This is a genomic window from Amycolatopsis sp. NPDC004747, from assembly GCF_053601335.1.
This window is the reverse complement of sequence record NZ_JBSGBQ010000019.1, coordinates 70,716-93,055: the sequence shown is the minus strand read 5'-3', so window position 1 is coordinate 93,055 and position 22,340 is coordinate 70,716. Positions and strand designations below refer to the sequence as shown.

Here is a 22,340-nt window from a genome sequence, read left to right as displayed (position 1 = left end):
CGGTTGTCCCGGTCTGCGCGCACCTGGTGTAGTCGTGGGGCCACCGTCGGCACCTGCTTCCACTGTGGACACTGGAAGGACTGATCCCCTTGGCTCCCAAGCGCTGGTTCACCCTGCTCAGAAACGCCACCACCACGCTGGCCGCGGTCGCCGCGGCCGCGTCGTTCGCCACCCCCGCGATCGCCACCGCGGCCCAGCCGCCGTCCACGAACGTCGTCGGCGGCACCCGGGCCGCCCAGGGCGAATTCCCGTTCATGGTCCGGCTTTCCATGGGCTGCGGCGGGGCGCTGTACACCAAGCAGATCGTCCTGACCGCGGCGCACTGCGTCAGCCGCACCGGGTCGAACACCTCGATCACGGCGACCGTCGGCGTGGTCGACCTGCAGAGCACCAGCGCGCAGAAGATCAAGTCCACCTACGTCTACCGGTCCCCGACGTACGGCAGCTCGACCGGCGGCGACTGGGCGCTGATCAAGCTGGCCAGCCCGGTGAGCGGCCTTGCGACGCTGCCGATCGCGACGACGTCGGCGTACAACACCGGCACGTTCACCGTGGCCGGCTGGGGCGCGGCGACCGAAGGCGGCTCGCAGCAGCGGTACCTGCTCAAGGCGACGGTGCCGTTCGTCGACGACGCCACCTGCGCCGCCCAGGGCGGCAGCTACCCCGACCTGATCCCGAGCGCGGAGATCTGCGCGGGCAACCTCGCCTCCGGCGGTGTCGACACCTGCCAGGGCGACTCCGGCGGCCCGATGTTCCGCAAGGACAACGCGGGCGCCTGGATCGAGGTCGGCATCGTCAGCTGGGGTGACGGCTGCGCCCGGGCGCACGCCCCCGGCGTCTACACCGAGGTGAGCACGTTCGCGTCGAAGATCGCCGCGGCCGCCGCCACGCTGTAACCGCTTCCGCACGACGAAGAGGCCCCGCCGCGGCGGGGCCTCTTCGCTCGTCTTCAGCGGGTCTTGTCCAAGCGGGACAACGCTTCTTCGTAACCGGACACGAGCTCGGCCACGACGTCGGCGACCGGGCGGACGCTGTTCATCCGGCCGACGATCTGCCCGACCGGCATCGACACCAGGCCGGGGTCGTTCGTCGCGTGGATCCGGTTGTGCGCCGGGGAAACCAGCAGGTTCTGCAGCGGCATCGGCAACGGCTCGGGCGCGTCGGGCGCGGCCCACGCCTCGGTCCAGCGGGTCTTGAGCAGCCGGGCCGGCTTGCCGGTGTAGATCCGCGTGCGCACGGTGTCGGACGACGACGCCGCCACGAGCGCCTGCTGGATCGCTCCCGAGGTCGCCATGGTCTGCAGGTACTCCTCGGTGGTGAGCCACGTCGAGCCCATCCAGACGCCGGACGCGCCGAGCGCGAGCGCCGCGGCCACCTGGCGGCCGGTCCCGATCCCGCCCGCGGCGAGCACCGGCACGTCGACCGCGTCGACGATCTCCGGCACCAGCACCATGGACGCGATCTCGCCGGTGTGCCCGCCGGCCTCGTAGCCCTGCGCCACCACGAAGTCGACGCCGTTTTCGACGTGCCGCACCGCGTGCTCGGCCTTCCCGGCCAGCGCCGCCACCGGTACGCCCTTGTCGTGGCACTGGCCGATCACGTCGGCCGGCGGTGAGCCGAGGGCGTTGGCGATCAGCTTGATCGGGTGGTTCAGCGCGACCTCGACGTGCGAGCGGGCGACCGAATGCAGCCAGCCGAGCACGCCCGCGCGCTCGTCGGTGTCGTCCGGCAGGGGCGGGACCGAGAGCTCCTTCAGGACGCGGTCGACGAACGCGCGGTGCCCGTCCGGGATCATCTTCGCGAGGTCGACCTGAGTGCCCTCGGCGGGAATCTTCGCCGGCATGACGATGTCGACGCCGTACGGTTTCCCGCCGGTGTTCTCGTCCATCCAGGTGAGCACCCGGTCGAGCTCGGCGGCGTCGTTGAACCGCACGCAGCCGAGCACGCCGAGCCCGCCGGCGCGGCTGAGCGCCGCGGCGACGTGCTCCGACGGGGTGAACCCGACGATCGGCAGGTCGATGCCGAGCCGGTCGCACAGGGGTGTCCGCACTGGTGCTTTCCTCTCAGACGGGCTGGGCCGTGGCCGGTTCGTGCCCGGCCGCGTAGCGCTGGGCCCACGGGTAGTCCGGTTTGCCGCTGGGCGAGCGGCCGATCTCGTCGGCCAGCCAGATCGTCCGCGGCACCTTGTACCCGGCGATCTCGCCGCGGACGTGCTCCTCCAGCGCCGCCAGGTCCGGCGAAGCGCCTTCGCGGAGCTGGACGACGGCGGCGACGCGCTGGCCGAGCCGCTCGTCCGGGACGCCGATGACGAGCGCGTCGAAGACGTCGGGGTGCGACTTGAGCGCCCCTTCGACCTCCTCCGGGTAGACCTTCTCGCCGCCGGTGTTCACGCACTGCGAGCCGCGGCCGAGCAGCGTGACCGTGCCGTCCTCTTCGTAGCGGGCGTAGTCGCCCGGCACGACGTACCGGACGCCGTCGACCTCGACGAAGATCTTCTTGCTCTTCTCGGGATCGCCGTAGTAGCCGAGCGGGACGTGCCCGCGGCGGCCGATCAGCCCGGTCGCGCCCGGCTTCTTCTCGACGATGTTGCCGTCTTCGTCGAGCAGCACGGCGTCCTGGCCGAAGTTCACCCGCGGGCCGGCGCTGTGGTCGGCCCCCTTGGCGACCGCGCCGATCCCGGTGAAGCCGCTCTCCGACGCGCCGATCGCGTCGGTGACCAGCGCGTGGGGCGGCACGAGTTCGACGAACTGCTGCTTCACCGACTGCGAGAACAGCGCGGCGTGGCTCGACACGGCGACGATCGACGAAGCGTCGTAACCGCCCTCGTAGTAGGCCTCGATGAGCGGCCGCGCCATCGCGTCGCCGACGATCGTGAGGACCTGGACCTTGTGCTCCTGCACGGCTTTCCAGATCTCGTGGGCGTCGAAGCGCGGCACGAAGATCACCGGGCTGCCGGTGAACAGCGCACCGAACGCGGCCCACTGCGCGGCACCGTGGATCAGGGGCGCGCACGGCAGCCGGCTCAGGCTGCCCAGCTTGCCCTGCTCGGCGAGCGTCCACTCGTCCGGGACGTACTCGCCGGTGACGAAGTTGATCCCGCCGCCGAGCGCGCGCCAGACGTCCTCCTGCCGCCAGAGCACGCCCTTCGGGTAGCCCGTGGTGCCGCCGGTGTAGAGGATGTAGAGGTCGTCGCCGGAGCGCTCTTCGAAGTCGCGCTCGGGGGACTGCTCGGCGAGCGCCGTCTCGTAGTCGACGCCGCCGTAGCGCGCGTAGTCGCCGTCCTCGCCGTCGTCGATCACGACAACGTGTTGCAGTTTCGGCGCTTCGGGCAGCGCCGCGGCGACCTTGTCGGCGTAGCTGCGCTGGTGCACCAGCGCGACGATCTCGGCGTCGTTGAAGAGGTAGACGAGCTCGCCGTGCACGTACCGGTAGTTGACGTTGACGGCGATCGCGCGCAGCTTGTACGCCGCGATCATCGCCTCCAGGGCCTCGATCGAGTTGCGGGAGTAGACCCCGATGTGGGATCCGCGTCCCACGCCGTGCGCGGCGAGGTGGTGGGCGAGCCGGTTGGACCGCGCCTCCAGTTCGGCAAAGGTCACTTGCCGGTCGCCGCACACGACCGCGACGCGCTCCGGCACGGCGTCGACGGCGTGCTCCAGAAGATCCGCGATGTTGAGTGCCACGCCCTCAAAGTAGAACATGTTATCGTTCTGGGCAATGGCACTGCTCCTTCAGGAGGTCTTCCGTGGGTGAACCGCACGCGCTGGTGTCGCAGGAGGGGCAGACCCTCGTCGTCACGATGAACCGGCCCGAGGCGCGCAACGCGATCACCGGCGAGATGATGTCGATCATGGTCGACGCCTGGGACCGCGTCGATTCCGACGACTCGATCCGCAGCTGCGTCCTGACCGGCGCGGGCGGCGCGTTCTGCGCGGGCGCGGACCTGAAGTCGATGTCCCGCAACTCGCCTTCGGAGTCGTTCGCGTCGGGCAAGTTCGACCCTTCGCGCATCCCGGGGCTGCTGAAGGGCCGCCGCCTGACGAAACCGCTGATCGCCGCGGTCGAGGGCCCGGCGATCGCGGGCGGCACCGAGATCCTCCAGGGAACGGACATCCGGGTGGCCGGCGAGTCGGCCCGCTTCGGGGTGTCGGAGGCCCGCTGGGGCCTGTTCCCGATGGGCGGCTCGGCGGTCCGGCTGCCGCGGCAGATCCCGTACACGGTGGCCGCGGACATCCTGCTGACCGGCCGTCACCTGTCCGCCGCCGAAGCGCTGGCGATCGGCCTGATCGGGCACGTGGTGCCGGACGGGACCGCGCTCGAGAAGGCACTGGAGCTGGCCGCGCTGGTCAACGCGAACGGGCCGGTGGCGGTGCGGGCGATCCTCCGGACCATCCGCGACACGGAGGGGCTGCACGAGGAAGAGGCCTTCAAGCTGGACTCGCAGTACGGGATCGAGGTGTTCGCGTCGGAGGACGCCAAGGAGGGGCCGCGGGCGTTTTCGGAGAAGCGGAAGCCCGACTTCAAGGGCCGCTGACTGAGAACACGTTCTATAGATATCCAGGCGCTCCGCGGAGGAACCTTGTCGCCAGAACGAGAACATGTTTCACTCAAGGACGTGACCGAGACACCGCTTGCGGCACCGCTGAACGTCGGCTTCGACTACACCCGCTCCACCGGGCCCGTCCTCGGGCGGTTCGTCACCGCGCTGCGTGACCACCGCATCGAAGGCGTCCGCGGCAGTGACGGCCGGGTGCACGTCCCGCCGGTCGAGTACGACCCCGTCACCGCCGAACAGCTCGGCGAATTCGTGCCGGTCGCCGAAGAGGGCACCGTCGTGTCCTGGTCGTGGTGCCCGGAACCGCTCGACGGGCAGCCGCTGAGCCGGCCGTTCGCCTGGGCGCTGGTCAAGCTCGACGGGGCCGACACGCCGATGCTGCACGCCGTGGACGCCGGTTCGCCGGACAAGATCCACAGTGGACAGCGGGTGCGCGTGCGGTGGGCCGAGGAGACCGTCGGGCACATCCGCGACATCGCCTACTTCCTGCCGGTGGACGCTCGCGACACCACGCCGACCGAGCCCGCTCCCCCGGTCGCCGACCGCGAGGAAGGCGCGCCGATCAGCGTCGTCATCACGCCGGTGCACCTCAAGTACATGCACTCGGCCTCGCCCGAGGAGAGCACCTACCTGCGCGGGCTCGCCGAGGGGAAGATGATCGGCCAGCGCTGCCCCGCCTGCGGGAAGGTCTACATCCCGCCGCGCGGCGCGTGCCCGACCGACGGCGTGCCGACCACCGAAGAGGTCGAACTCCCTGACACCGGCATCGTCACCACGTTCTGCATCGTCAACGTCCCGTTCCTCGGCCAGCGGATCAAGCCGCCGTACGTCGCCGCCTACATCCTGCTCGACGGCGCCGACATCGCCTTCCTGCACCTCGTCCTCGGCTGCGCCGCCGAAGACGTCAAGATGGGCATGCGCGTGCGCGCCGCCTGGAAGCCGCGCGAGGAATGGTGGACGTCGCTGGAGAACATCAGCCACTTCGAGCCGACCGGCGAGCCGGACGCGGCTTACGAAACCTTCGCCCACCACCTGTGAGGTCCTGATGCCAGACGTCGCCATCGCGGGGTTCGCGAAGGCCCCCAACGTCCGCGAAACGCCGGGCACCACCAACGGCGTGGAGATGCTCGTCCCGATCTTCGCCGAGGTCTTCGCGCAGACCGGACTGTCCAAGCAGGACATCGGGTTCTGGTGCTCCGGCTCGTCGGACTACCTGGCCGGGCGCGCGTTCTCCTTCATCGCCGCGGTCGACGCGATCGGGGCGTTCCCGCCGATCCACGAGTCGCACGTCGAGATGGACGCCGCCTGGGCGCTCTACGAGGCGTGGCTGAAGATCAAGATGGGCGAGGTGGAGACCGCGCTCGTCTACGGCTTCGGCAAGTCCAGCGCCGGGCAGCTGCGCCGGGTGCTCGCCCTGCAGCTCGACCCGTACGTCGTCACGCCGCTGTGGCCGGACTCGGTGTCGATCGCCGGGATCCAGGCACGGCTGGGCCTGGAGGCCGGGCTCTGGTCCGAAAAGGACCTCGCCGAGGTCGCCGCCCGCGGGACCGGCCAGGACGTCGCCGAACTGCTCGACACGCCGTACTACGCGGATCCGTTGCGCAGGCACGACATCGCGCCGATCACCGACGGCGCCGCCGTCGTCGTCCTGTCCACTGTGGAACGCGCGCGGGACATCGTCGACCGGCCGGCGGTGCTCACCGGCATCGAGCACCGGGTCGACTCCCCCGTGCTCGGCGCCCGCGACCTGACGCGCTCGCCGTCCACCGAAGCGGCGGCCAAGGCGCTGGACCTCGACGGCGTCGACCTCGCCGAGCTGCACGCGCCCTTCACGCACCAGGAGCTGATCCTGCGCACCGCGCTCGGGCTCGGCGACGGCGTCAAGATCAACCCCTCCGGCGGGGCGCTGGCCGCGAACCCGATGTTCTCCGCCGGGCTCGCCCGGATCGGCGAAGCGGCGGTCCGGATCCACAACGGCGAATCCCGCAAGGCCGTGGCGCACGCGACGAGCGGCCCGGCCCTGCAACAGAACCTGGTGACCGTGCTGGAGGCCCGATGACCAAGCAGCTCACCGCCGTGCTCGGCACCGGCCAGACGCACCACCGCGCGAAGCGGCAGGACGTGTCGATGCCGGGCCTGCTGCGCGAGGCGATCGACCGCGCGATGCTCGACGCCCAGGTGGAGTGGGCCGACATCGACGCCGTCGTGCTCGGCAAGGCCCCGGACCTGTTCGAGGGCGTCATGATGCCCGAGCTGTTCCTCGCCGACTCGCTCGGCGCGACCGGGAAACCGCTGCTGCGCGTGCACACCGCCGGTTCGGTGGGCGGCTCGACGGCGCTGGTGGCGGCGTCGCTGATCCAGGCGGGCGTGCACCGGCGCGTGCTCACGGTGGCCTACGAAAAGCAGTCGGAATCGAACGCCATGTGGGGCCTGTCGATCCTGCCGCCGTTCCAGATGCCGGTCGGGGCCGGCGCGGGCGGCTACTTCGCGCCGCACGTGCGCTCCTACATCCGCCGTTCGGGGGCGCCTGAGCACGTCGGGGCGATCGTCGCGGCGAAGGACCGGCGCAACGGTGCGCTCAACCCGTATGCGCACCTGCGGCAGCCGGACATCACCGTCGAGTCGGTGCGGGCGTCGCAGATGCTGTGGGACCCGATCCGCTACGACGAGACGTGCCCGTCGTCCGACGGCGCGTGCGCGATGGTGCTCGGTGACGAGGCCGCCGGGGACGCCGTCGAGGGCGGCGCGGCGTGGATCCACGCGACGGCGATGCGCACCGAGCCGACCACCTTCGCCGGCCGTGACCAGGTGAACCCGCGGGCCGGGCGCGAGGCCGCGGCGGCGCTGTGGGCCGAGGCCGGGATCACCGACCCGATGTCCGAAGTGGACGTCGCGGAGATCTACGTGCCGTTCTCGTGGTTCGAGCCGATGTGGCTGGAGAACCTGGGTTTCGCGCCCGAGGGCGAGGGCTGGAAGGTCACCGAGAAGGGCGAGACGGCGATCGGCGGCCGGCTGCCGTGCAACCCCTCGGGCGGCGTGCTGTCCTCCAACCCGATCGGCGCGTCCGGCATGCTGAGGTTCTCCGAAGCGGCGAAACAGGTCATGGGCCGGGCCGGGGACTACCAGGTGGACGGCGCGCGCCGCGCGCTCGGGCACGCCTACGGCGGCGGGTCCCAGTACTTCTCGATGTGGCTGGTCGGCTCGGAGAAGCCCGGCTCGTGAGTGGGAAGCAGGTTAGAACACTGTTGTTCACTCACGACGGCCGCGGCGCAGGCGGAGCGCGAGCAGGGTGCCGAGCACGCCGGTGACCACGCCGACCGTGGCGGGCACGGCGATCGGCGGGTCGACCACGACCGTCGGCTCCAGCACCACCGGCGCCGGCGGCTGGACCGGCTTCGGGGGCGCGTCCGAGCCGGTCGCCGTCCACGCCGTGACGTAGACCAGCAGCCGGGCGACGAGCGAGATGAAGAAGATCAGGCCGATGACCGAGCCGAACGCGATCCCGGTCGGCGAGTCGCCGATGAGCCGCAGGTAGAACCCGCCGGCCAGCTTCAGCACCTCGAACCCGACGGCCATCGCGACCGCGCCGCGGACCGCGCTGCGCACGCCGACCTTCTGCCGCGGCAGCCGGGTCAGCACCCAGAGGAACACCAGCCAGTCCGCGGCCAGCGACAGCGGCACCGAGGAGGCGGAGACGAGCTGGTGCCCCCAGCTCGTGTCGTCCAGGCCGGCGAGCCGGAGCAGCCAGCCGCCGAGCGCGGTGCCGGAGATGGTGAGGGTGAACGACACGATCAGCGCCGCGCTCAGGCCGAGCAGCGCGAGCAGGTCGACGAGGATCAGCCGCAGCAGCGACTGGTCCGACCGGTTCTGCCCCCAGAGCGCGGTCAGCGAGTCCCGCACGGCGTTCATCCAGTTCCAGCCGGAGTAGAGGCCGATGGCCAGGCCGAGCACCCCGACGCTGGTCCGCTGCTCGACGAAGCCGGTGAGCAGTTCGGTGGCCTTGTCACCGAGCGCGCCGGGCAGCGTGGACACGATCGCGTGCACCAGCGTGTCGAGCAGGTGCGGCTGGGTGGCCAGCACGAACCCGGCGACCGACGAGGCGACCATCAGCAGCGGCACCAGCGACAGCAGGCTGAAGTAGGTGATCGAGGCGACGTAGTGGTAGCCGCCGGACTCGATGTAGCGGTTGGTCGCGCGGGCGATGTGGTCCAGCCACCGGTACCGGGCGCGTGCCCGGGCCCAGAGGCTCGGCGCCGTGGGGGAACTCTTCACCAGGACTGTCTACCCAGCCGGGGCCGTCTTTGCGCAGGCAACACGCGGGATCAACCCAGAACGACCAGCCCGGACCCGTCGTCGGCGGGCAGCGCGGCGTCCGTCGTGGCGAAGACGGTGCTGCCCAGGAAGTCGAGTTCGCCGCCGAGCGTGGCGAGGAACGCGGTGTCGGCGGCGTCGCGGCCGGTGGAGATCCGGAGCATGGTCTGCCGCGGCGCGAGCCGGGTGGCGTCGAAGACGTACCAGTGCCCCTCGACGGCGGCTTCGAAGACGGCGTGGAAGTCCATCGGCGCGAGCCCGGGCGCGTAGACGCCGACGTAGCGCGCCGGGATGTCGAGGAAGCGGCACAGGGTGATGCAGGCGTGCGCGAAGTCGCGGCAGACGCCTTCACCGGCGAGGAGGGTGTCGATCGCGTCGTCGGTGGGCCGGCTCGCGGCGACCACATAGGACAGTCGCTCGTGGACGTGCCGGACGACGGCTTCGACCTGCCTGCGCGGGTTCTTGAGCCGGCCGAGTTCCGGCGGCACGATCCCGCCGACGCGGTCGGACGGGCAGTACCGGCTCGGCCGGGTGAACACGGCGACGTCGGCGAGCGTCACGGGCTCGGGTTCGGGCTCGGTCAGCACGCGTTCGGCGTGGTAGGTGACGCGGTGCTCGCCGTCGGGGAGCTGGAAGACCTCGGCGCGGGTGCCGTGCTCGAACTCGACGGGCTCGCTCTCGCCGTGCCAGGAAACGCTGAGTTCCTCGACGTCGGCGTGCGCCGCGGAGACCGAGATCGCCGCGGGGCCGGGCTTGGTGACGCGGATGGCGAACTCGACGTCCACGGTCGCTCGCACTGCCATCGGGCCATGATGCCAGTTCCTGGCAGAATCGCCGGATGGCGGACATCGTGGTGTTCCACTCCGTGCTGGGCCTGCGGCCCGTCGAGCTCGGCTTCGCCGGCCGGCTGCGGGCGGCGGGGCACCGGGTGACCACCCCGGACCTCTACGACGGCCGGACGGCCTCGACCCTCGACGAAGGCTTCGCGCTGAAGGACGCCGTCGGCTGGGAGGTCATCACCGGGCGGGCCCTGGACGCCGTGCGCGACCTGCCCGCGGAGGCCGTGCTCATCGGTGTGTCGATGGGCGCCGGCGTCGTCCAGACCGTGCTGCCGCACCGGCCCGGCACCGCGGGCGTGCTCTTGGTGCACGCCGTGGGCGCGTTGCCGGCCGAGGTCCGCGCGGGCCTGCCGGTGCAGGTCCACGTGGCCGACCCCGACCCGATCGCGCCGCCGGCACAGGTGACGGCCTGGCGCGAAGCCGCGGCGCGGTCGGGCGCCGATGCCCGGGTGTACACCTACCCGGGCATCGGCCACTTCTACACCGACACCGGCGGCCCGGAGTACGACGCGGCCGCGGCCGCGCTCACCTGGGACCGCGTCGAGGAGTTCCTCAGCCGTAGCTGACCGGGTAGTGCTTGATGCCGTTCAGCCAGCTCGACCGCAGCCGCACCGGGGGTGCCGCCTCGGTGATGTTCGGCATCACGTCCGCGATCGCGTTGAAGATCAGGTCGATCTCCAGCCGGGCGAGGTTCGCGCCGATGCAGTAGTGCGAACCGGTTCCGCCGAAGCCGACGTGCGGGTTGTCCTCGCGGAGGATGTCGAACTTCTCCGGGTCCTCGAAGACTTCGTGGTCGAAGTTGGCCGAGCTGTAGAACATGCCGACGCGGTCGCCCTTGCGGATCTGCGCGCCGCCGAGTTCGGTGTCGCGGGTGGCCGTGCGCTGGAACGCGACGATCGGGCTGGCCCAGCGGACGATCTCGTCCGGCGCGGTCTTCGGCCGCTGCTCCTTGAACAGCGACCACTGGTCCGGGTGGTCCAGGAACGCCTTCATGCCGTGGGTGATCGCGTTGCGCGTGGTTTCGTTGCCGGCCACCGCGAGCAGGATGACGAAGAAGCCGAACTCGTCCGAGCCCAGCGATTCGCCGTCGACGTCGGCCTGGACGAGCTTGGTGGCGATGTCGTCCATCGGGCACTTCCGCCGGTCCTCGGCCATGTTCCAGGCGTACCCGACGAGCTGGGCGGACGCCTCGAGGGGCGCGACCTCGTACTCCGGGTCGTCGTAGGCGACCATCTGGTTGGACCAGTCGAAGATCTTGAGCCGGTCGTCCTGCGGGATGCCGATCAGCTCGGCGATCGCCTGCAGCGGCAGCTCGCACGCGACGTCGGTGACGAAGTCGCCCGACCCCTTCTTGCGCGCCTCGTGCACGATCCGCTCGGCGCGGTCGCGCAGCGTGTCCTCGAGCTTCGAAATGGACCGCGGCGTGAAGCCCTTCGACACGATCCGCCGCAGCTTGGTGTGCTGCGGGGCGTCCATGTTGAGCAGCACCAGGCGGTTGGCCTCGAGGTTGTCCTCGGTCATGTTCTCGTCGAAGCGGATGATCGCGGTCTTCTCCCGCGACGAGTACAGCGTGCTGTCGCGCGAGACCTCCTTGACGTCCGCGTGGCGCGAGACGACCCAGTAGCCGTCGTCGCGGTAACCGGCTGTGTTGTGCTTCTGGGGATTCCACCACACCGGGGCGGTCCGCCGGAGTTCGGCGAACTCGGCGACGGGAAGTCGCTCTGCCAAGAGATCGGGATCGGTGAAGTCGAACCCGGCGGGGATGAGCGGAGCGGCCACGTTGCCTCCCACGGTTCGGCTTGGAACACGTTCTAGGTTGGATTGAAGCATACGGCGTTAACCAAGGGAAGGCCGTAAGTGAAACCCGTTTACTTAACCGATGAGGCCAGGTGAGCGTGCGCTCACCTGGCGGAGATCAAGAAGGGGTCGAGCCTGCGGAGACTTGCGCAAAACAATAACTTGTTCTACTTTTTGGATCAGTGAACAGTGTTTCCCGACGAAAGGGACGACATGGGCGTGCCGGTCATCGTCGAAGCCGTGCGGACCCCCATCGGCAAGCGGAACGGGTTGCTGGCCGGCCTGCACGCGGCCGAGCTGCTGGGCGCCGCGCAGCTCGCCCTGCTGGACCGCGCCGGGATCGACCCGGCCCTCGTCGAGCAGCTCATCGGCGGCTGCGTCACGCAGGCCGGTGAGCAGTCGAACAACGTCACGCGCACGGCGTGGCTGCACGCGGGCCTCCCCGAGACCGCCGGCGCGACGACGATCGACGCCCAGTGCGGCTCGGCGCAGCAGGCCACCCACCTGGTCGCCGGCCTGATCGCGGCGGGCGCCATCGAGGCCGGCGTCGCGTGCGGGGTCGAGGCGATGAGCCGCGTGCCGCTGGGCACGAACCGGGCCGGCGCCTCCCCGCGGCCGTCGTCGTGGTCGATCGACCTGCCCAACCAGTACGGCGCGGCCGAGCGGATCGCGGTCCGCCGCGGGCTGACGCGGGCCGACGTCGACGCGTTCGGTGCGGCGTCCCAGCACAAGGCGGCGGCCGCCTGGGCGGCCGGCCACTTCGACCGCGAAGTGGTGCCGGTGAAGGCACCGGTCCTTTCCGCCGACGGCACACCGACCGGCGAGACCCACCTCGTCTCGCGGGACCAGGGCCTGCGCGAAACGACGGTCGAAGGCCTCGCCCGGCTGAAGCCGGTGGTCGAGGACGGCGTCCACACGGCGGGCACGTCGTCCCAGATCTCCGACGGCGCGGCGGCCCTGCTCCTGCTGGACGCCGACCGCGCGCAGGCGCTGGGCCTGCGGCCGCGCGCCCGAATCGTCGCGCAGGCGCTGGTCGGCGCCGAGCCGTACTACCACCTCGACGGCCCGATCCGCGCGACCGAACGCGTGCTGTCCCGATCCGGGATGACCGTCGGCGACATCGACCTGTTCGAGGTCAACGAGGCGTTCGCTTCGGTCGCGTTGTCGTGGCAGCAGGTGGTTTCCCCGGACCCGGACCGGGTCAACGTCAACGGCGGCGCGATCGCCCTCGGCCACCCGGTGGGCAGCACGGGAGCCCGGCTGCTGACGACGGCGTTGCACGAACTGGAGCGCCGGGACGCCTCGACGGCGCTGGTGACGATGTGCGCGGGCGGCGCACTGGCCACCGCGTCGATCATCGAACGGCTCTAGCCCGGCGCGCATCGACCACCACGCCGTCGGGTGAACGGGTTGTGCTTCACTTCGAGGCATGATCTCGGAAAGCCGTTGCCCGGTGGAAAACGGTGAGCTCCTCGTCCGCCGCGGCGGCGAGGGCCCGGCACTGTTGCTGATCGCCGGCGGCACCGGATCGGGCGAGGCCTACCGCGCGCTGGCGAAGCAGCTGTACGCCGAGTTCACCGTGATCACCTACGACCGCCGCGGCCATTTCGGCAGCACGGACAGCACGACCGGGCCGGTCCCGGTTTCCCTGCAGGCGGACGACGCGCTGGCGGTCCTCGACCACGCGGCCGGGGGCCCGGCGCGGGTGTTCGGCTCGAGCGCGGGCGCGCTGATCGGCCTCGAGCTCGTCGCCCGCCACCCGGACCGCGTGACGACCCTGGTCGCGCACGAACCTCCGGCCGTCCACCTGATGCCGGACGCCGGCGGCTGGCTCGAAGCGGCGGCGGAACAGGTCCGGCTGGCCCGTTCGGGTGAGCTGATGACCGCGGTGACGCGCTTCGCGGACGCGATCGCCGGCGCGGCACTGCCGAACCTGCCGAACCTCCGCCTCCCCCACGAGGCCGAGTGGATCCGGTTGTTCGACCGCGAGCTGACGGAGTTCTTCGACTACCTGCCGGACCTGCGGGCGCTGCGGAAGGCGAGCACCGAGATCTTCCCGGTGGCGGGCGAGGGCAGCCGGGGCCGGTACCACTACCAGCCGGCGAAGATCCTGGCGCTGGAGCTGGGGCTGCCGTTCACGGAGCTGCCGGGCTCGCACCTGGCGCCGCAGCGGAACCCGGCGAAGTTCGCCGCGGCGCTGAAGGACCTGCTGAACCCCGAGGCCTGACCGGCGACGCGCGTGCTCGGACGGACGACACGCGTGCCTGGGCGGACGACACGCGTGCTTGGGTGGACGACACGGCGTCAGACCACCCGGATGCCGTCCTTCCAGACCTCCCGGATGTTCGACGCGAGCGCCGGGAAGTCGTACGGATCGCCGTCCACCACCACGACGTCGGCCCGCAGGCCCGGTTCCAGCCGGCCCAGCTCGCCGTCCAGGCCCATCAACCGGGCCGCCGACGAGGTCGTCGCCTCCAGGACGTCCCCCGGCGGCATCCCGCACGCCGCCATCAGGGCCAGTTCCTCGAGGTTCGTGCCGTGCGGCCCGACCCCGCTGTCGGTGCCCATCGCGATCCGGACGCCGGCCGCGTACGCGCGGCGGACCGAGTCGCGGTGGACCTCCACCACTTCGCGCGCCTTCGCCACCACCGCCGCCGGGAGGTCGACGCCCGCGTCGGCCGCGCGGACCACGTTGACCGGGGCGATCAGCGTCGGGACCAGCCAGGTTCCGTGGCCGAGCATCAGCTCGATCGCTTCGTCGTCCAGGTAGATGCCGTGCTCGATCGAGCGCGCGCCCGCGCGGATCGCGTTCTTGATGCCCGCCGCGCCCTGGGCGTGCGCCATCACCGGGCGGCCCTGCATCGCCGCCTCGGTCACCAGGACGTCCAGCTCCTCCGGCGTGAACTGCGAGTGCCGGGGGTCGTCGCGCGGGGACAGGACGCCGCCGGTCGTGCACACCTTGAGCACGTCGGCGCCGGCGCGCAGGAGCGTCCGGGCCACCCGGCGCATCTCGTCGGGGCCGTCGACCGTGGTCTCCGGACGGCCCGGGTGCGGGACCATCAGCGGCACGCAGAGGCCCGACGGGTGCCACGCGTCGCCGTGGCCGCCGGTCGGGCTGATCAGGCCGATGGAGATCTGCAGGCGCGGGCCGGGGATCAGCCCGTCGTCCACCGCCTGTTTGATGCCGAGGTCCGCGCCGGCGGCGTCGCGGACGGTCGTGATGCCCAGTCCCAGCGTCGCCCAGAGGTTCCGGGCGGCTTCGTAGAACTGGTAGGAGAACGGCTTCTGGACCCGGGCCAGGAGCCCGATGTCCGAGATCGTGACGTGCACGTGGCAGTCGAAGAGCCCGGGCAGCAGCACGGTGCCGGTGCAGTCGACGCCTTCGTCGCCGTCGAGGCCGGTACCGACGTCGACGATCCGGCCGTGTTCGACCACGACGTCGGCCGGCGCCGGGTCCGCGCCGGTGCCGTCGAAGACCGAGCCGCCGGTGAACACCGTGCGCGTCACGCCGCCTCCAGGAGAGCTGTCCGCGGCGCCGCCACGACGGCCGGCGCGACCACGAAGATCAGCGTACTCGCGACCGCAACCCGTGCCAGGGGCTAGTGGCTCCACTGTGGACGATCAACCGGGGGTGCGATCCCATCTCGGGACGCGACGCGGGGCGTCGGAGGTTCTGCTGATCAGGCGAGAGCCGGGGTGGAGCCGCCATGCTCGCCGAGGAGGACCTCGAACCGGCCGGCGCGCTGCGGGGTCGAGCTGATGGGCGGTCGGCTTCGCGGGCCGGGTGCTGCTGGGTTTCTGGGCCGCGGTCCCCGTGCCGGAGCACGGGGACCGCAGCGTTCACCGGTCCGGGGAATGAGGGGGGTGAGGTGGAGGGAAGCATCCCCCGGGACCGGGGTTCATGGGGAGCCGCGAGGGCGGAGCCGGCCAGGTGACCGAGGGGCGGCTACCGGCGGGAGCCTCGGGGCGGGATTCGCGTGATTGGAGGCGGATCTCGCGTGGTTGGAGGCGGATCTCGCGTGATCAGGGGCGGTACTCGTGGACTGGAGGGGCATCTCACGTGATTGAGGAGGCATCACGCGTGATTGGAGGGGCATCTCGCGTGATCAGAGGCGGTACTCGTGGACTGGAGGGGCATCTCACGTGATTGAGGAGGCATCACACGTGATTGGAGGGGCATCTCGTGGGCCGGGCGTATCTGGAGGGTCGGGTCGCGGGTCGGGACGGTCGGGTTGCGCACCTGGAGGGTCGGGTCGGGGGTCGGGAGGGTCGGGTGGCGTACCGGGAGGGTCGGCTGGTGGGTGGGGAAGGGTTCCGGCGCGGTGGACTCGGGGGGTGAGGTGGAGGGAAGCGTCCACCGGCCGGAACTCGCGGGCGGGAGCGACTCCCGCCTTCTCCTCCTTCGCTGATCCGGCCGGGCCGGATCGGTGGGGGTGAAGAATCCCGGCCCGGTGGACTTGGGGGGGTGAGGTGGAGGGAAAGCGTCCACCGGACCGGGGATCAAGACACGAGACACAACGTCCCGCGATTCCTACAAGGGTGGTGCAACCGGCCCGGCGGACTCGGGGGGTGAGGTGGAGGGAAGTGTCCGCCGGGCCGGGGATCGAGGGGCGGGTCAGTACCCGCCGGGGGTGGTTGCCGATGCCTGCCGGACCGCGGGCCTTCCGGCCGGGTCTGCCTTGCAGCCATTGGGTTCCAGTGCGAACCACGTGCCGCCCGCGCCGTGGCCGCTCGCCTGGCCCGGGGCGGCGTCCGCGGTGTAGGTGTACACCGGCCAGCCGCCGACCGTCACCTGGCTCGTGCCGTCCGCTCGGCCGATGCGGCCGACCAGTCCGGCGGCGACGCCGTCGGCCGTGGTGATGCGGCCGTCGGCGCGCAGCGGTGGCCACTTCCGCGTGCAGGCTTCGTCACAGGTGGACTTTCCGGAGTTCCGGCCGTCCTTGGTGAACAGGTACAGCGTGCGGCCGTCGGCGTCGGTGAGGACGCGTCCGAGGCCGTCGATCTCCGCGGTGCCCACGGTGGGCGCGCCGCTGGGCTGCCCGGTGGACTGGTCCGCGCCCGCCTTCTGCCCCGTCGGGGTGATCGCCGCCCAGTCCGCGCCGGCCGACCGGCCGAGCGCGATGCCCGGCCCGGTGTCCTTCGCGTACCGGTAGACCGGCCAGCCGCCGACCGTCACCTGCCGTCGGCCGTCGGGCCGGGTGACCAGGCCGACCAGCTGGGCGTCCACGCCGGCGGCGAGCGCCGGGCCGTCGGAGACCAACGGTGGCCACGTCATCGCGCACGGACCGGCGCAGGTCGCCTTCGACGGCTCGGCCGTGTCCTTCGCGTAGCGGTAGAGCGTGTGCCCTTCGGCGTCGGCCAGTACCGTGCCCAGGCCGTCCACAGTGGACGAAATGAGCCGGACCGGGGAGCCTGCCGGAACCGCGCCCGCCGGCTGCTGCTGCGCCCCGAGCACCACCGGCTGGACGGCACCGGACGTGGCGTACGGGTTGGTCCCGCAGGCCGCGACCAGCGCGAGTCCGGCAATGGCGATCGGTGCGGCGACAGCCGGGCGAGCACGGTTCATCGGAAGTTCTCCTTCCCGCTTGCGAAAGGGGTTATTCGGCGCAGGCCTTGCCCGAGTTGACGCAGTTGACCAGGCGGCCCATGATCTGCTTGCTCATCACGTTCGCGAAGTCGTCGTGGTCGGACTTCGGGTTGTGCTCTTCCTGCGCGAAGGCGTCCACTTTGTACTGCTTCTTCTGCTGGACGTCCTGCGGGACGTTGTACACCAGGGTGACCTGCAGCTGCGGCACGTTCTTGAAGCCCTGCGGGCACTTGCCCTGCTGGTCGCCGAACACGATGTGGCTGCGGTGGTCCTTGCTGTCGGTGTTCTTGCCGTCCCAGCAGTTCGGGAAGGCGTGGATCCGCTCCACCTTGCTGCCCTGCGGGCAGATCGGGTACTTGTCGGTCAGCCGGTCCTCGAACCCGGTGCAGGTCCAGCTCGGCCGGGCGTTCTTCGGGCCGTTGGTGCTCTGCTTGGCGTCACCGTAGAGGATCTTCAGGCCCAGCGGCATCGCGACGACGTTCTGCGCGCCGCCACCGATGAACTTGAGCGTCGCCGACTCCGGCTCGAGGATCTCGCCGTCGTTGTCGCCGACCTCTTCGTTCGCACCCTGCGGGCCGCCGAGCTCTTCCTGCTGCTGGCCCTGGTCCTTGTTCTGGTCCTTGTTCTGCTGGTCCTTGTTCTGGTCCTGCTGCTGGTTCTTGTTCTGGTCGTTCTTGTTCTGGTCCTGCTGCTGACCGTTCTGGTCCTGCTGCTGGTTGCGCTGGCGCCGCTGGCCGTCCTGCTGCTGACCGCCGTTCTGGTCACCCTGCTGCTGCGCACTCCGACCCGACTGGCCGCCGCCCTGGCTGTTGCGCTGGTCCTGCGCGTCCTTGGCGTCCTGCTGGCTCTTGTCCTGCTGGACGTCGCCGGTCTTGCCCTGCTGCTGTTGCTTGGCCTTCTGGTTCTTGTCCTTGTTGGTCGCTTCGTCTTCGCGGTCGATGCGGATGACGGGCCAGAAGTACGCCGACTTGTCGCCGTTCTTGCAGGTGGTACCGCCGGCGAGCAGGCTCTTGAGGCTCGAGTCGGCGTCCGTCGTCACGTTGCCGACGTAGTCGTGCAGGTGCTGGGCACCGTTCTTGATCCCCGGCTGCGCGATGAAGTTGTCGGGGTTGTGGTGCGAGCCGTCCGCGTTCGTTCCACAGTTGACGGTGAACGAGCCCTGGACACCCTTCTTCTTCAAGGCCGCGTTCACGTTGCTGCCGGCGGGAACCTTGGTGATGTCGATGAAGAACGACGGATCAGCGGGGTCCGCGCTGGCTTCGCCCGTGCGGCCCGCGGTGACCGCGACGGCGAGTGCGCCGACGGCGATCGCCAGGCCGATCGCGCCCATCGCGATCTTGGTTCGGCGGGCAACGCGGTGTTTGCCCGTCACGGGGGGCCGAGAATTCCGGGCCATAGACTAGTTCACCTCGTTCGTTTTTCCGGGCGCGCGCTTCAGCAGCGCGGCAGCCCGGGCAAGAACTACCGTTGATTGAGCTTTTGAGATCTCACGGAACCCGTCGGGGATGCTTGCGGTTCCGGCTGTCGGGATGCATCGGGGGATGCATTGGGGGATACGGACATGAGCGGCCCGAGGTTCAAAAGCGACCGGCCCGTTATCTGTTCGTTATCTACCGGAACGCAACCGGACAGCATTTACCCAGGTCACGGCGGTTCACCGAAAGAAAGAGCTTCAGCGCTGGACGACGACGAGCACGGTGCCGTCCTCGCCACGGACCTCGAACCGGCTGATCTGGTCCATCGCCAGGGAGACCGAACCCTGCAGCCGCAGCGGTTCGGGCGAGCCGGGGATGCCGAACCCCTTGGGCGGCACCGACCAGCTGGAGACGACGCGCTCGGTACCGGTCGCCGGGATGGCGACCAGCTGGCACTTCACCGGCCCGACGATCCCGCGCAGTTCGAGCTCGACGCGGCTGCCCCACTCCACCGGCGAAACGGTGACCAGGGCGCTGACGGCGGACCCGCCGCTGCCGCGGCCGTAGGTCTGGCCGCCGCCGGGCTGGCCCTGGGCGCCTCCGGGCGGCGCGGTGGACGTCGCCGGGACGCTCGTCGCCGGCGGCGGCTGCTTGCTGCCGGGGGCGGCGAGCGAAGCGGGCGGGACGGCGTCGGCCGGCCGGACCGCGAGGGTCACCAGCGGGCCGGCGATCACGGCCGCCGCGGCCGCGGCCCCGGCGAGGATGCCGATCCGGCGACGGCGGCGGCGCTTGACCGCGGCCTCTTCCATGAGGCCGCGCAGCACCCGCGGGCCCGGCGAGAGGGTGCGCGGGCCGGGGGCCGGCATCGGGGGCTCCGGCCAGCTGCGCTTCACCAGGTCGAGGACGTCCGGCAGCTGGTAGAGCTCGATCAGGTCGAGCTGGCAGTGCGGGCAGTTCATCAGGTGGGCTTCGAACTGGGTGTTCTCGGCCTCGCTGAGGACGCCGAGCACGTAGGCGGCGACGTCGGTGTGTGCGGATCCGGCCACGCTCAGTTCACCCCCGCTCGCGCAAGGCCCGGCGCAGCGCGCGGACGGCGTGGTGGATGCGGGACTTGACGGTGCCCGGCGGCACACCGAGGGTCGCCGCGACCTCGTTCACGGTGCGATCGCGCAGGTAGGTCTGCTGGATGGCCTCCCGCTGCTCGGGCGAAAGGCCCTGCAGCGCCTCGTAAACGATCATCGCGGCGAGCGTCCGGTCCGATTCGTCGGACACCGCGATCGCGTCGGATTCGATCTCCTCGATCTCCTGGGGCCGGGCACTGCGGCTGCGCCAGCCGTCGATCACGATACGCCGGGCCACCGTGAACAACCAGGCACGCAGCATCTCGGGCTGGCGGTCGAGCTTGTCGGCGTTCCGCCACGCCTTGATCAGGGTCTCCTGCACGACGTCTTCGGCCCACTGCCGGTCGTGGCCGGTCAGCCGCAGCGCGAACGCCATCAGGGACCCGCCGAACTCCTGGTAGAGCGCCTTCGCCAGATCGTCGTGACCGCCGTCGGGTTCGACGACGGCGTCCTGATCCGCAACAGATCTCAGCGCTCGGGTGTGCCGTCCCACGCGGGACATCCTGGTGGGCCGGACGGCCCACGTCCAGTACTTCCCGCCCCCGAACCAGGGGCAAAACTTTTTTGAACCGTTTCCGGACCGTGTCCGTATCCCCTACCGAAGACCCCGACCAGGCGTTGTCCCCCGCAACGCTCCGCATCCACGCCGGACCGAATGTCCACTGTGGATCTTTCGCGCCCTTTTCCGTTGCACTACCGGCAACAGCGCGTAGTCATGCCCCACGGAGGAGCAGTGATCCGCATTCCCCGCCCGGTGGTCCCCGCCGCCGTGTGCCTCTCCGCACTCGCCTTGCTCACTGCCTGTACCGCCAGCGCCGCCACCTCGGGTGGCGGGTACGGCGCCGCCGGGATGCAGATGCCCGGCATGCAGCAACAGCAGGGGCAAATCGTCCTGCCGATGCCGCAGAGCATCACCGCCGACCCGAACAACCCGGCGAAGAGCCAGCTCAGGGCCGCGAAGACGTTCGACCTCGGCCTCCTGCTCGTCGACGGGACCGGGTACACGATCTACCGGTACGACCGGGACACCCCCAACCCGCCGCGGTCGAACTGCAACGGTGCGTGCGCGACCAAGTGGATCCCGGTCAAGGCCGGCGGCAACCTGCCGGCGATCGACGTCGACCAGTCGCTGATCGGCCAGATCACCCGCGCCGACGGCACCCAGCAGCTCACCCTCGCCGGCTGGCCGCTGTACCACTTCACCGGCGACGAGGAACCGGCCGACACCTCCGGCCAGGGCCTCGACCAGGCGTGGTACCCCATCGCGCCGGACGGCAAGAAGATCACGTTGACCCAGGACGAGTGGAGGCAAAATGCGTTCGGCGTCTGAGCTCGCCGGGTTCGACTTCGAACCCGCCTCCGTTCTCGAGCGTGCCCGGCCGGTGGTCCGGATCCTGTTCGTCGTGGCGCTGGTGCTGGCGCTGCTCGCGCCGGGCTCGGCCTCCCTCGCGCAGACCACCGCGGTCTCCGACACCGACGCGGTGCTGCTGACCAAGGTCCGCCAGGCGGGCCTGTGGGAAATGCCCTCCGGCATGATGGCCATGGAGAAGGGCAGCCCGATCGTCCAGAAGGTCGGCTTCGCGATCATGATGGACCACGGGCGCCTCGACGTGGCGACCCGCGCGCTGTCGCAGAAGCTGAACTCGCCGGTGCCCGACCAGCCGTCCGACGAACAGCGCGGCTGGCTGGCCGAAGAGATGAACGCGTCCCCGGGGCCGGAGTTCGACCGCATCTTCGCCAACCGGCTGCGCGCGGCGCACGGCCAGGTGTTCGCGATCCTGGCGCAGCTGCGGGCCGGGACCCGCAACGACGACGTGCGGGCCTTCGCCACCGTCGGCAACCAGGCCGTGATGCGGCACATGACGATGCTCGAAAGCACCGGGATGGTCGACTACACCGCGCTGCCCGCCCCGGCGGTCTCCACGACCGCGGCGCCCGTGGGCCAGCCGCTCGGCCTCGACACGTCCCAGATCGCCGTGGTGGGGGCGCTGTTCCTCCTGCTCGGGGGCGGCCTGTTCTACGCGCTGCGCCAGATCAAGAGCAACCGTGGCCGCGCCAGGACGGCCCGGCCGGCCACCGCGAGAACCGGGGGTAGCCATGGTTGAGACCTGGCACGACGCAACGATCTTCCTCACCCAGCAGTTCCAGCCGAAGACCGACCCGGCCGCCCGCGGCCTGGCCGCCTTCGCCGCCCGGACATCCTACGGGGCGGCGATGCTGACGCTCACCTGGGGCGTGCTCACCGCGACCGGCTGGATCCGCTCGGTCACCGGCCGGAAGGGCCTGCGCAGCACCCACATGGTGCTGGCCACCGCGACGATCATCTTCGGCGCCGTGCACGCGCTGGGCTTCACCTACCTGACGGTCCAGCCGTACAGCTTCGCGTACATGTTCATCCCGTTCGGGTCCGGCCAGGAAGCGCGCCACATCGCCGGCATCGTCGGCTTCGAGGTCATGTTCGCCATCTTCCTCACCGCCGGCCTGCAGCGCTTCACCTCCTACCGGCGCTGGCTGTGGCTGCACCGCTGCGCGTACCCGGCCGTGGGGCTCATCGCGGTCCACTCCTGGTTCGGTGCCATCGCCAACGGCCACCTTTCGGTGACCTGGCTGGGCGGCATCACGCTGCTCGTGCCGGCCGTGACGGTGTCGATGCTGCGGTTCATGCCGGCCCGCACGCTGGAGCGGATCGGCCTCGTGGAAGAGCAGGTGGCCTGA

General features: G+C 70.8%; 21 protein-coding genes. 11 read left to right on the top strand and 10 right to left on the bottom strand.

Annotated features, from left to right (window positions below; genetic code table 11):
* Positions 1-89: 89 nt before the first annotated feature.
* Positions 90-896, top strand: coding sequence for a S1 family peptidase (locus ACWEGE_RS28885; protein ID WP_449663586.1), 807 nt, complete (start codon positions 90-92; stop codon positions 894-896).
* A gap of 53 nt (positions 897-949) precedes the next feature.
* Here the strand turns inward: ACWEGE_RS28885 and ACWEGE_RS28880 are convergent, their stop codons facing one another.
* Together ACWEGE_RS28880 and ACWEGE_RS28875 are read right to left on the bottom strand one after the other, a co-directional pair.
* The gene (locus ACWEGE_RS28880) at positions 950-2,050 is read right to left on the bottom strand and encodes an NAD(P)H-dependent flavin oxidoreductase (RefSeq protein WP_449663585.1); all 1,101 of its coding nucleotides are present in this window, start codon (positions 2,048-2,050) and stop codon (positions 950-952) included.
* Positions 2,051-2,063: 13 nt separating this feature from the next.
* Positions 2,064-3,683 (bottom strand): acyl-CoA synthetase, encoded by a 1,620-nt coding sequence (locus ACWEGE_RS28875; protein WP_449663584.1) that lies wholly within the window; start codon positions 3,681-3,683, stop codon positions 2,064-2,066.
* A 62-nt stretch (positions 3,684-3,745) separates the two neighbouring features.
* Here ACWEGE_RS28875 and ACWEGE_RS28870 point away from each other — a divergent pair, with 62 nt between their 5' ends.
* The 4 genes from ACWEGE_RS28870 (at position 3,746) to ACWEGE_RS28855 (ending at position 7,777) form a co-directional block, all read left to right on the top strand.
* Positions 3,746-4,534: a crotonase/enoyl-CoA hydratase family protein gene (locus tag ACWEGE_RS28870; RefSeq protein ID WP_449663583.1), complete on the top strand. Its 789-nt coding sequence runs from the start codon at positions 3,746-3,748 to the stop codon at positions 4,532-4,534.
* Positions 4,535-4,615: 81 nt separating this feature from the next.
* Positions 4,616-5,593 carry a Zn-ribbon domain-containing OB-fold protein gene (locus ACWEGE_RS28865; protein WP_449663582.1) on the top strand — a complete coding sequence of 326 codons (978 nt, stop codon included), beginning with the start codon at positions 4,616-4,618 and terminating at the stop codon, positions 5,591-5,593.
* A 7-nt stretch (positions 5,594-5,600) separates the two neighbouring features.
* Positions 5,601-6,614: a thiolase domain-containing protein gene (locus ACWEGE_RS28860; RefSeq protein WP_449663581.1), complete on the top strand. Its 1,014-nt coding sequence runs from the start codon at positions 5,601-5,603 to the stop codon at positions 6,612-6,614.
* Positions 6,611-7,777, top strand: a complete 1,167-nt coding sequence (locus ACWEGE_RS28855) for a thiolase domain-containing protein (RefSeq protein ID WP_449663580.1) — start codon at positions 6,611-6,613, stop codon at positions 7,775-7,777. The genes ACWEGE_RS28860 and ACWEGE_RS28855 overlap by 4 nt, the downstream gene beginning before the upstream one ends.
* Before the next feature lie 27 nt (positions 7,778-7,804).
* On the opposite strand, the gene ACWEGE_RS28850 is transcribed toward ACWEGE_RS28855, so the two are convergent.
* Entirely contained in the window at positions 7,805-8,830 is a 1,026-nt protein-coding gene (locus ACWEGE_RS28850; protein ID WP_449663651.1) for a YhjD/YihY/BrkB family envelope integrity protein, read from the bottom strand.
* A gap of 47 nt (positions 8,831-8,877) precedes the next feature.
* A complete protein-coding gene (locus tag ACWEGE_RS28845) occupies positions 8,878-9,669 on the bottom strand; it encodes a transglutaminase-like domain-containing protein (RefSeq protein WP_449663579.1) in 792 nt (263 codons plus the stop codon).
* A 35-nt stretch (positions 9,670-9,704) separates the two neighbouring features.
* Here ACWEGE_RS28845 and ACWEGE_RS28840 point away from each other — a divergent pair, with 35 nt between their 5' ends.
* Positions 9,705-10,271: a dienelactone hydrolase family protein gene (locus ACWEGE_RS28840; protein WP_449663578.1), complete on the top strand. Its 567-nt coding sequence runs from the start codon at positions 9,705-9,707 to the stop codon at positions 10,269-10,271.
* Here ACWEGE_RS28840 and ACWEGE_RS28835 read toward each other — a convergent pair.
* Positions 10,258-11,484, bottom strand: coding sequence for a cytochrome P450 (locus tag ACWEGE_RS28835; RefSeq protein ID WP_449663577.1), 1,227 nt, complete (start codon positions 11,482-11,484; stop codon positions 10,258-10,260). The two genes, ACWEGE_RS28840 and ACWEGE_RS28835, sit on opposite strands and share 14 nt — an antisense overlap.
* Before the next feature lie 231 nt (positions 11,485-11,715).
* Here ACWEGE_RS28835 and ACWEGE_RS28830 point away from each other — a divergent pair, with 231 nt between their 5' ends.
* Both ACWEGE_RS28830 and ACWEGE_RS28825 read left to right on the top strand, forming a co-directional pair.
* Positions 11,716-12,873: a steroid 3-ketoacyl-CoA thiolase gene (locus ACWEGE_RS28830; protein WP_449663576.1), complete on the top strand. Its 1,158-nt coding sequence runs from the start codon at positions 11,716-11,718 to the stop codon at positions 12,871-12,873.
* Between the two features lie 58 nt (positions 12,874-12,931).
* Positions 12,932-13,729, top strand: a complete 798-nt coding sequence (locus tag ACWEGE_RS28825) for an alpha/beta fold hydrolase (protein WP_449663575.1) — start codon at positions 12,932-12,934, stop codon at positions 13,727-13,729.
* A gap of 77 nt (positions 13,730-13,806) precedes the next feature.
* On the opposite strand, the gene ACWEGE_RS28820 is transcribed toward ACWEGE_RS28825, so the two are convergent.
* The 5 genes from ACWEGE_RS28820 to ACWEGE_RS28800 form a co-directional block, all read right to left on the bottom strand.
* A complete protein-coding gene (locus tag ACWEGE_RS28820) occupies positions 13,807-15,009 on the bottom strand; it encodes an amidohydrolase family protein (RefSeq protein WP_449663574.1) in 1,203 nt (400 codons plus the stop codon).
* 1,108 nt (positions 15,010-16,117) lie between these two features.
* Complete coding sequence (locus ACWEGE_RS28815; protein ID WP_449663573.1) at positions 16,118-17,068, bottom strand: SCO0930 family lipoprotein; 951 nt, start codon at positions 17,066-17,068, stop codon at positions 16,118-16,120.
* Between the two features lie 31 nt (positions 17,069-17,099).
* Positions 17,100-18,485, bottom strand: coding sequence for a DUF1996 domain-containing protein (locus tag ACWEGE_RS28810; RefSeq protein WP_449663572.1), 1,386 nt, complete (start codon positions 18,483-18,485; stop codon positions 17,100-17,102).
* A gap of 276 nt (positions 18,486-18,761) precedes the next feature.
* Positions 18,762-19,550, bottom strand: coding sequence for a zf-HC2 domain-containing protein (locus ACWEGE_RS28805; RefSeq protein ID WP_449663571.1), 789 nt, complete (start codon positions 19,548-19,550; stop codon positions 18,762-18,764).
* A gap of 7 nt (positions 19,551-19,557) precedes the next feature.
* The gene (locus ACWEGE_RS28800) at positions 19,558-20,118 is read right to left on the bottom strand and encodes a sigma-70 family RNA polymerase sigma factor (protein WP_449663570.1); all 561 of its coding nucleotides are present in this window, start codon (positions 20,116-20,118) and stop codon (positions 19,558-19,560) included.
* A gap of 240 nt (positions 20,119-20,358) precedes the next feature.
* Here ACWEGE_RS28800 and ACWEGE_RS28795 point away from each other — a divergent pair, with 240 nt between their 5' ends.
* Genes ACWEGE_RS28795 through ACWEGE_RS28785 form a run of 3 tightly spaced genes read left to right on the top strand, consistent with a single transcriptional unit; the run spans position 20,359 to position 22,340 of the window.
* Positions 20,359-20,955 carry a hypothetical protein gene (locus ACWEGE_RS28795; RefSeq protein ID WP_449663569.1) on the top strand — a complete coding sequence of 199 codons (597 nt, stop codon included), beginning with the start codon at positions 20,359-20,361 and terminating at the stop codon, positions 20,953-20,955.
* Positions 20,939-21,730, top strand: a complete 792-nt coding sequence (locus ACWEGE_RS28790) for a DUF4142 domain-containing protein (protein ID WP_449663568.1) — start codon at positions 20,939-20,941, stop codon at positions 21,728-21,730. The genes ACWEGE_RS28795 and ACWEGE_RS28790 overlap by 17 nt, the downstream gene beginning before the upstream one ends.
* Positions 21,723-22,340 (top strand): ferric reductase-like transmembrane domain-containing protein, encoded by a 618-nt coding sequence (locus tag ACWEGE_RS28785; RefSeq protein ID WP_176176038.1) that lies wholly within the window; start codon positions 21,723-21,725, stop codon positions 22,338-22,340. Before ACWEGE_RS28790 ends, ACWEGE_RS28785 begins: the two co-directional genes overlap by 8 nt.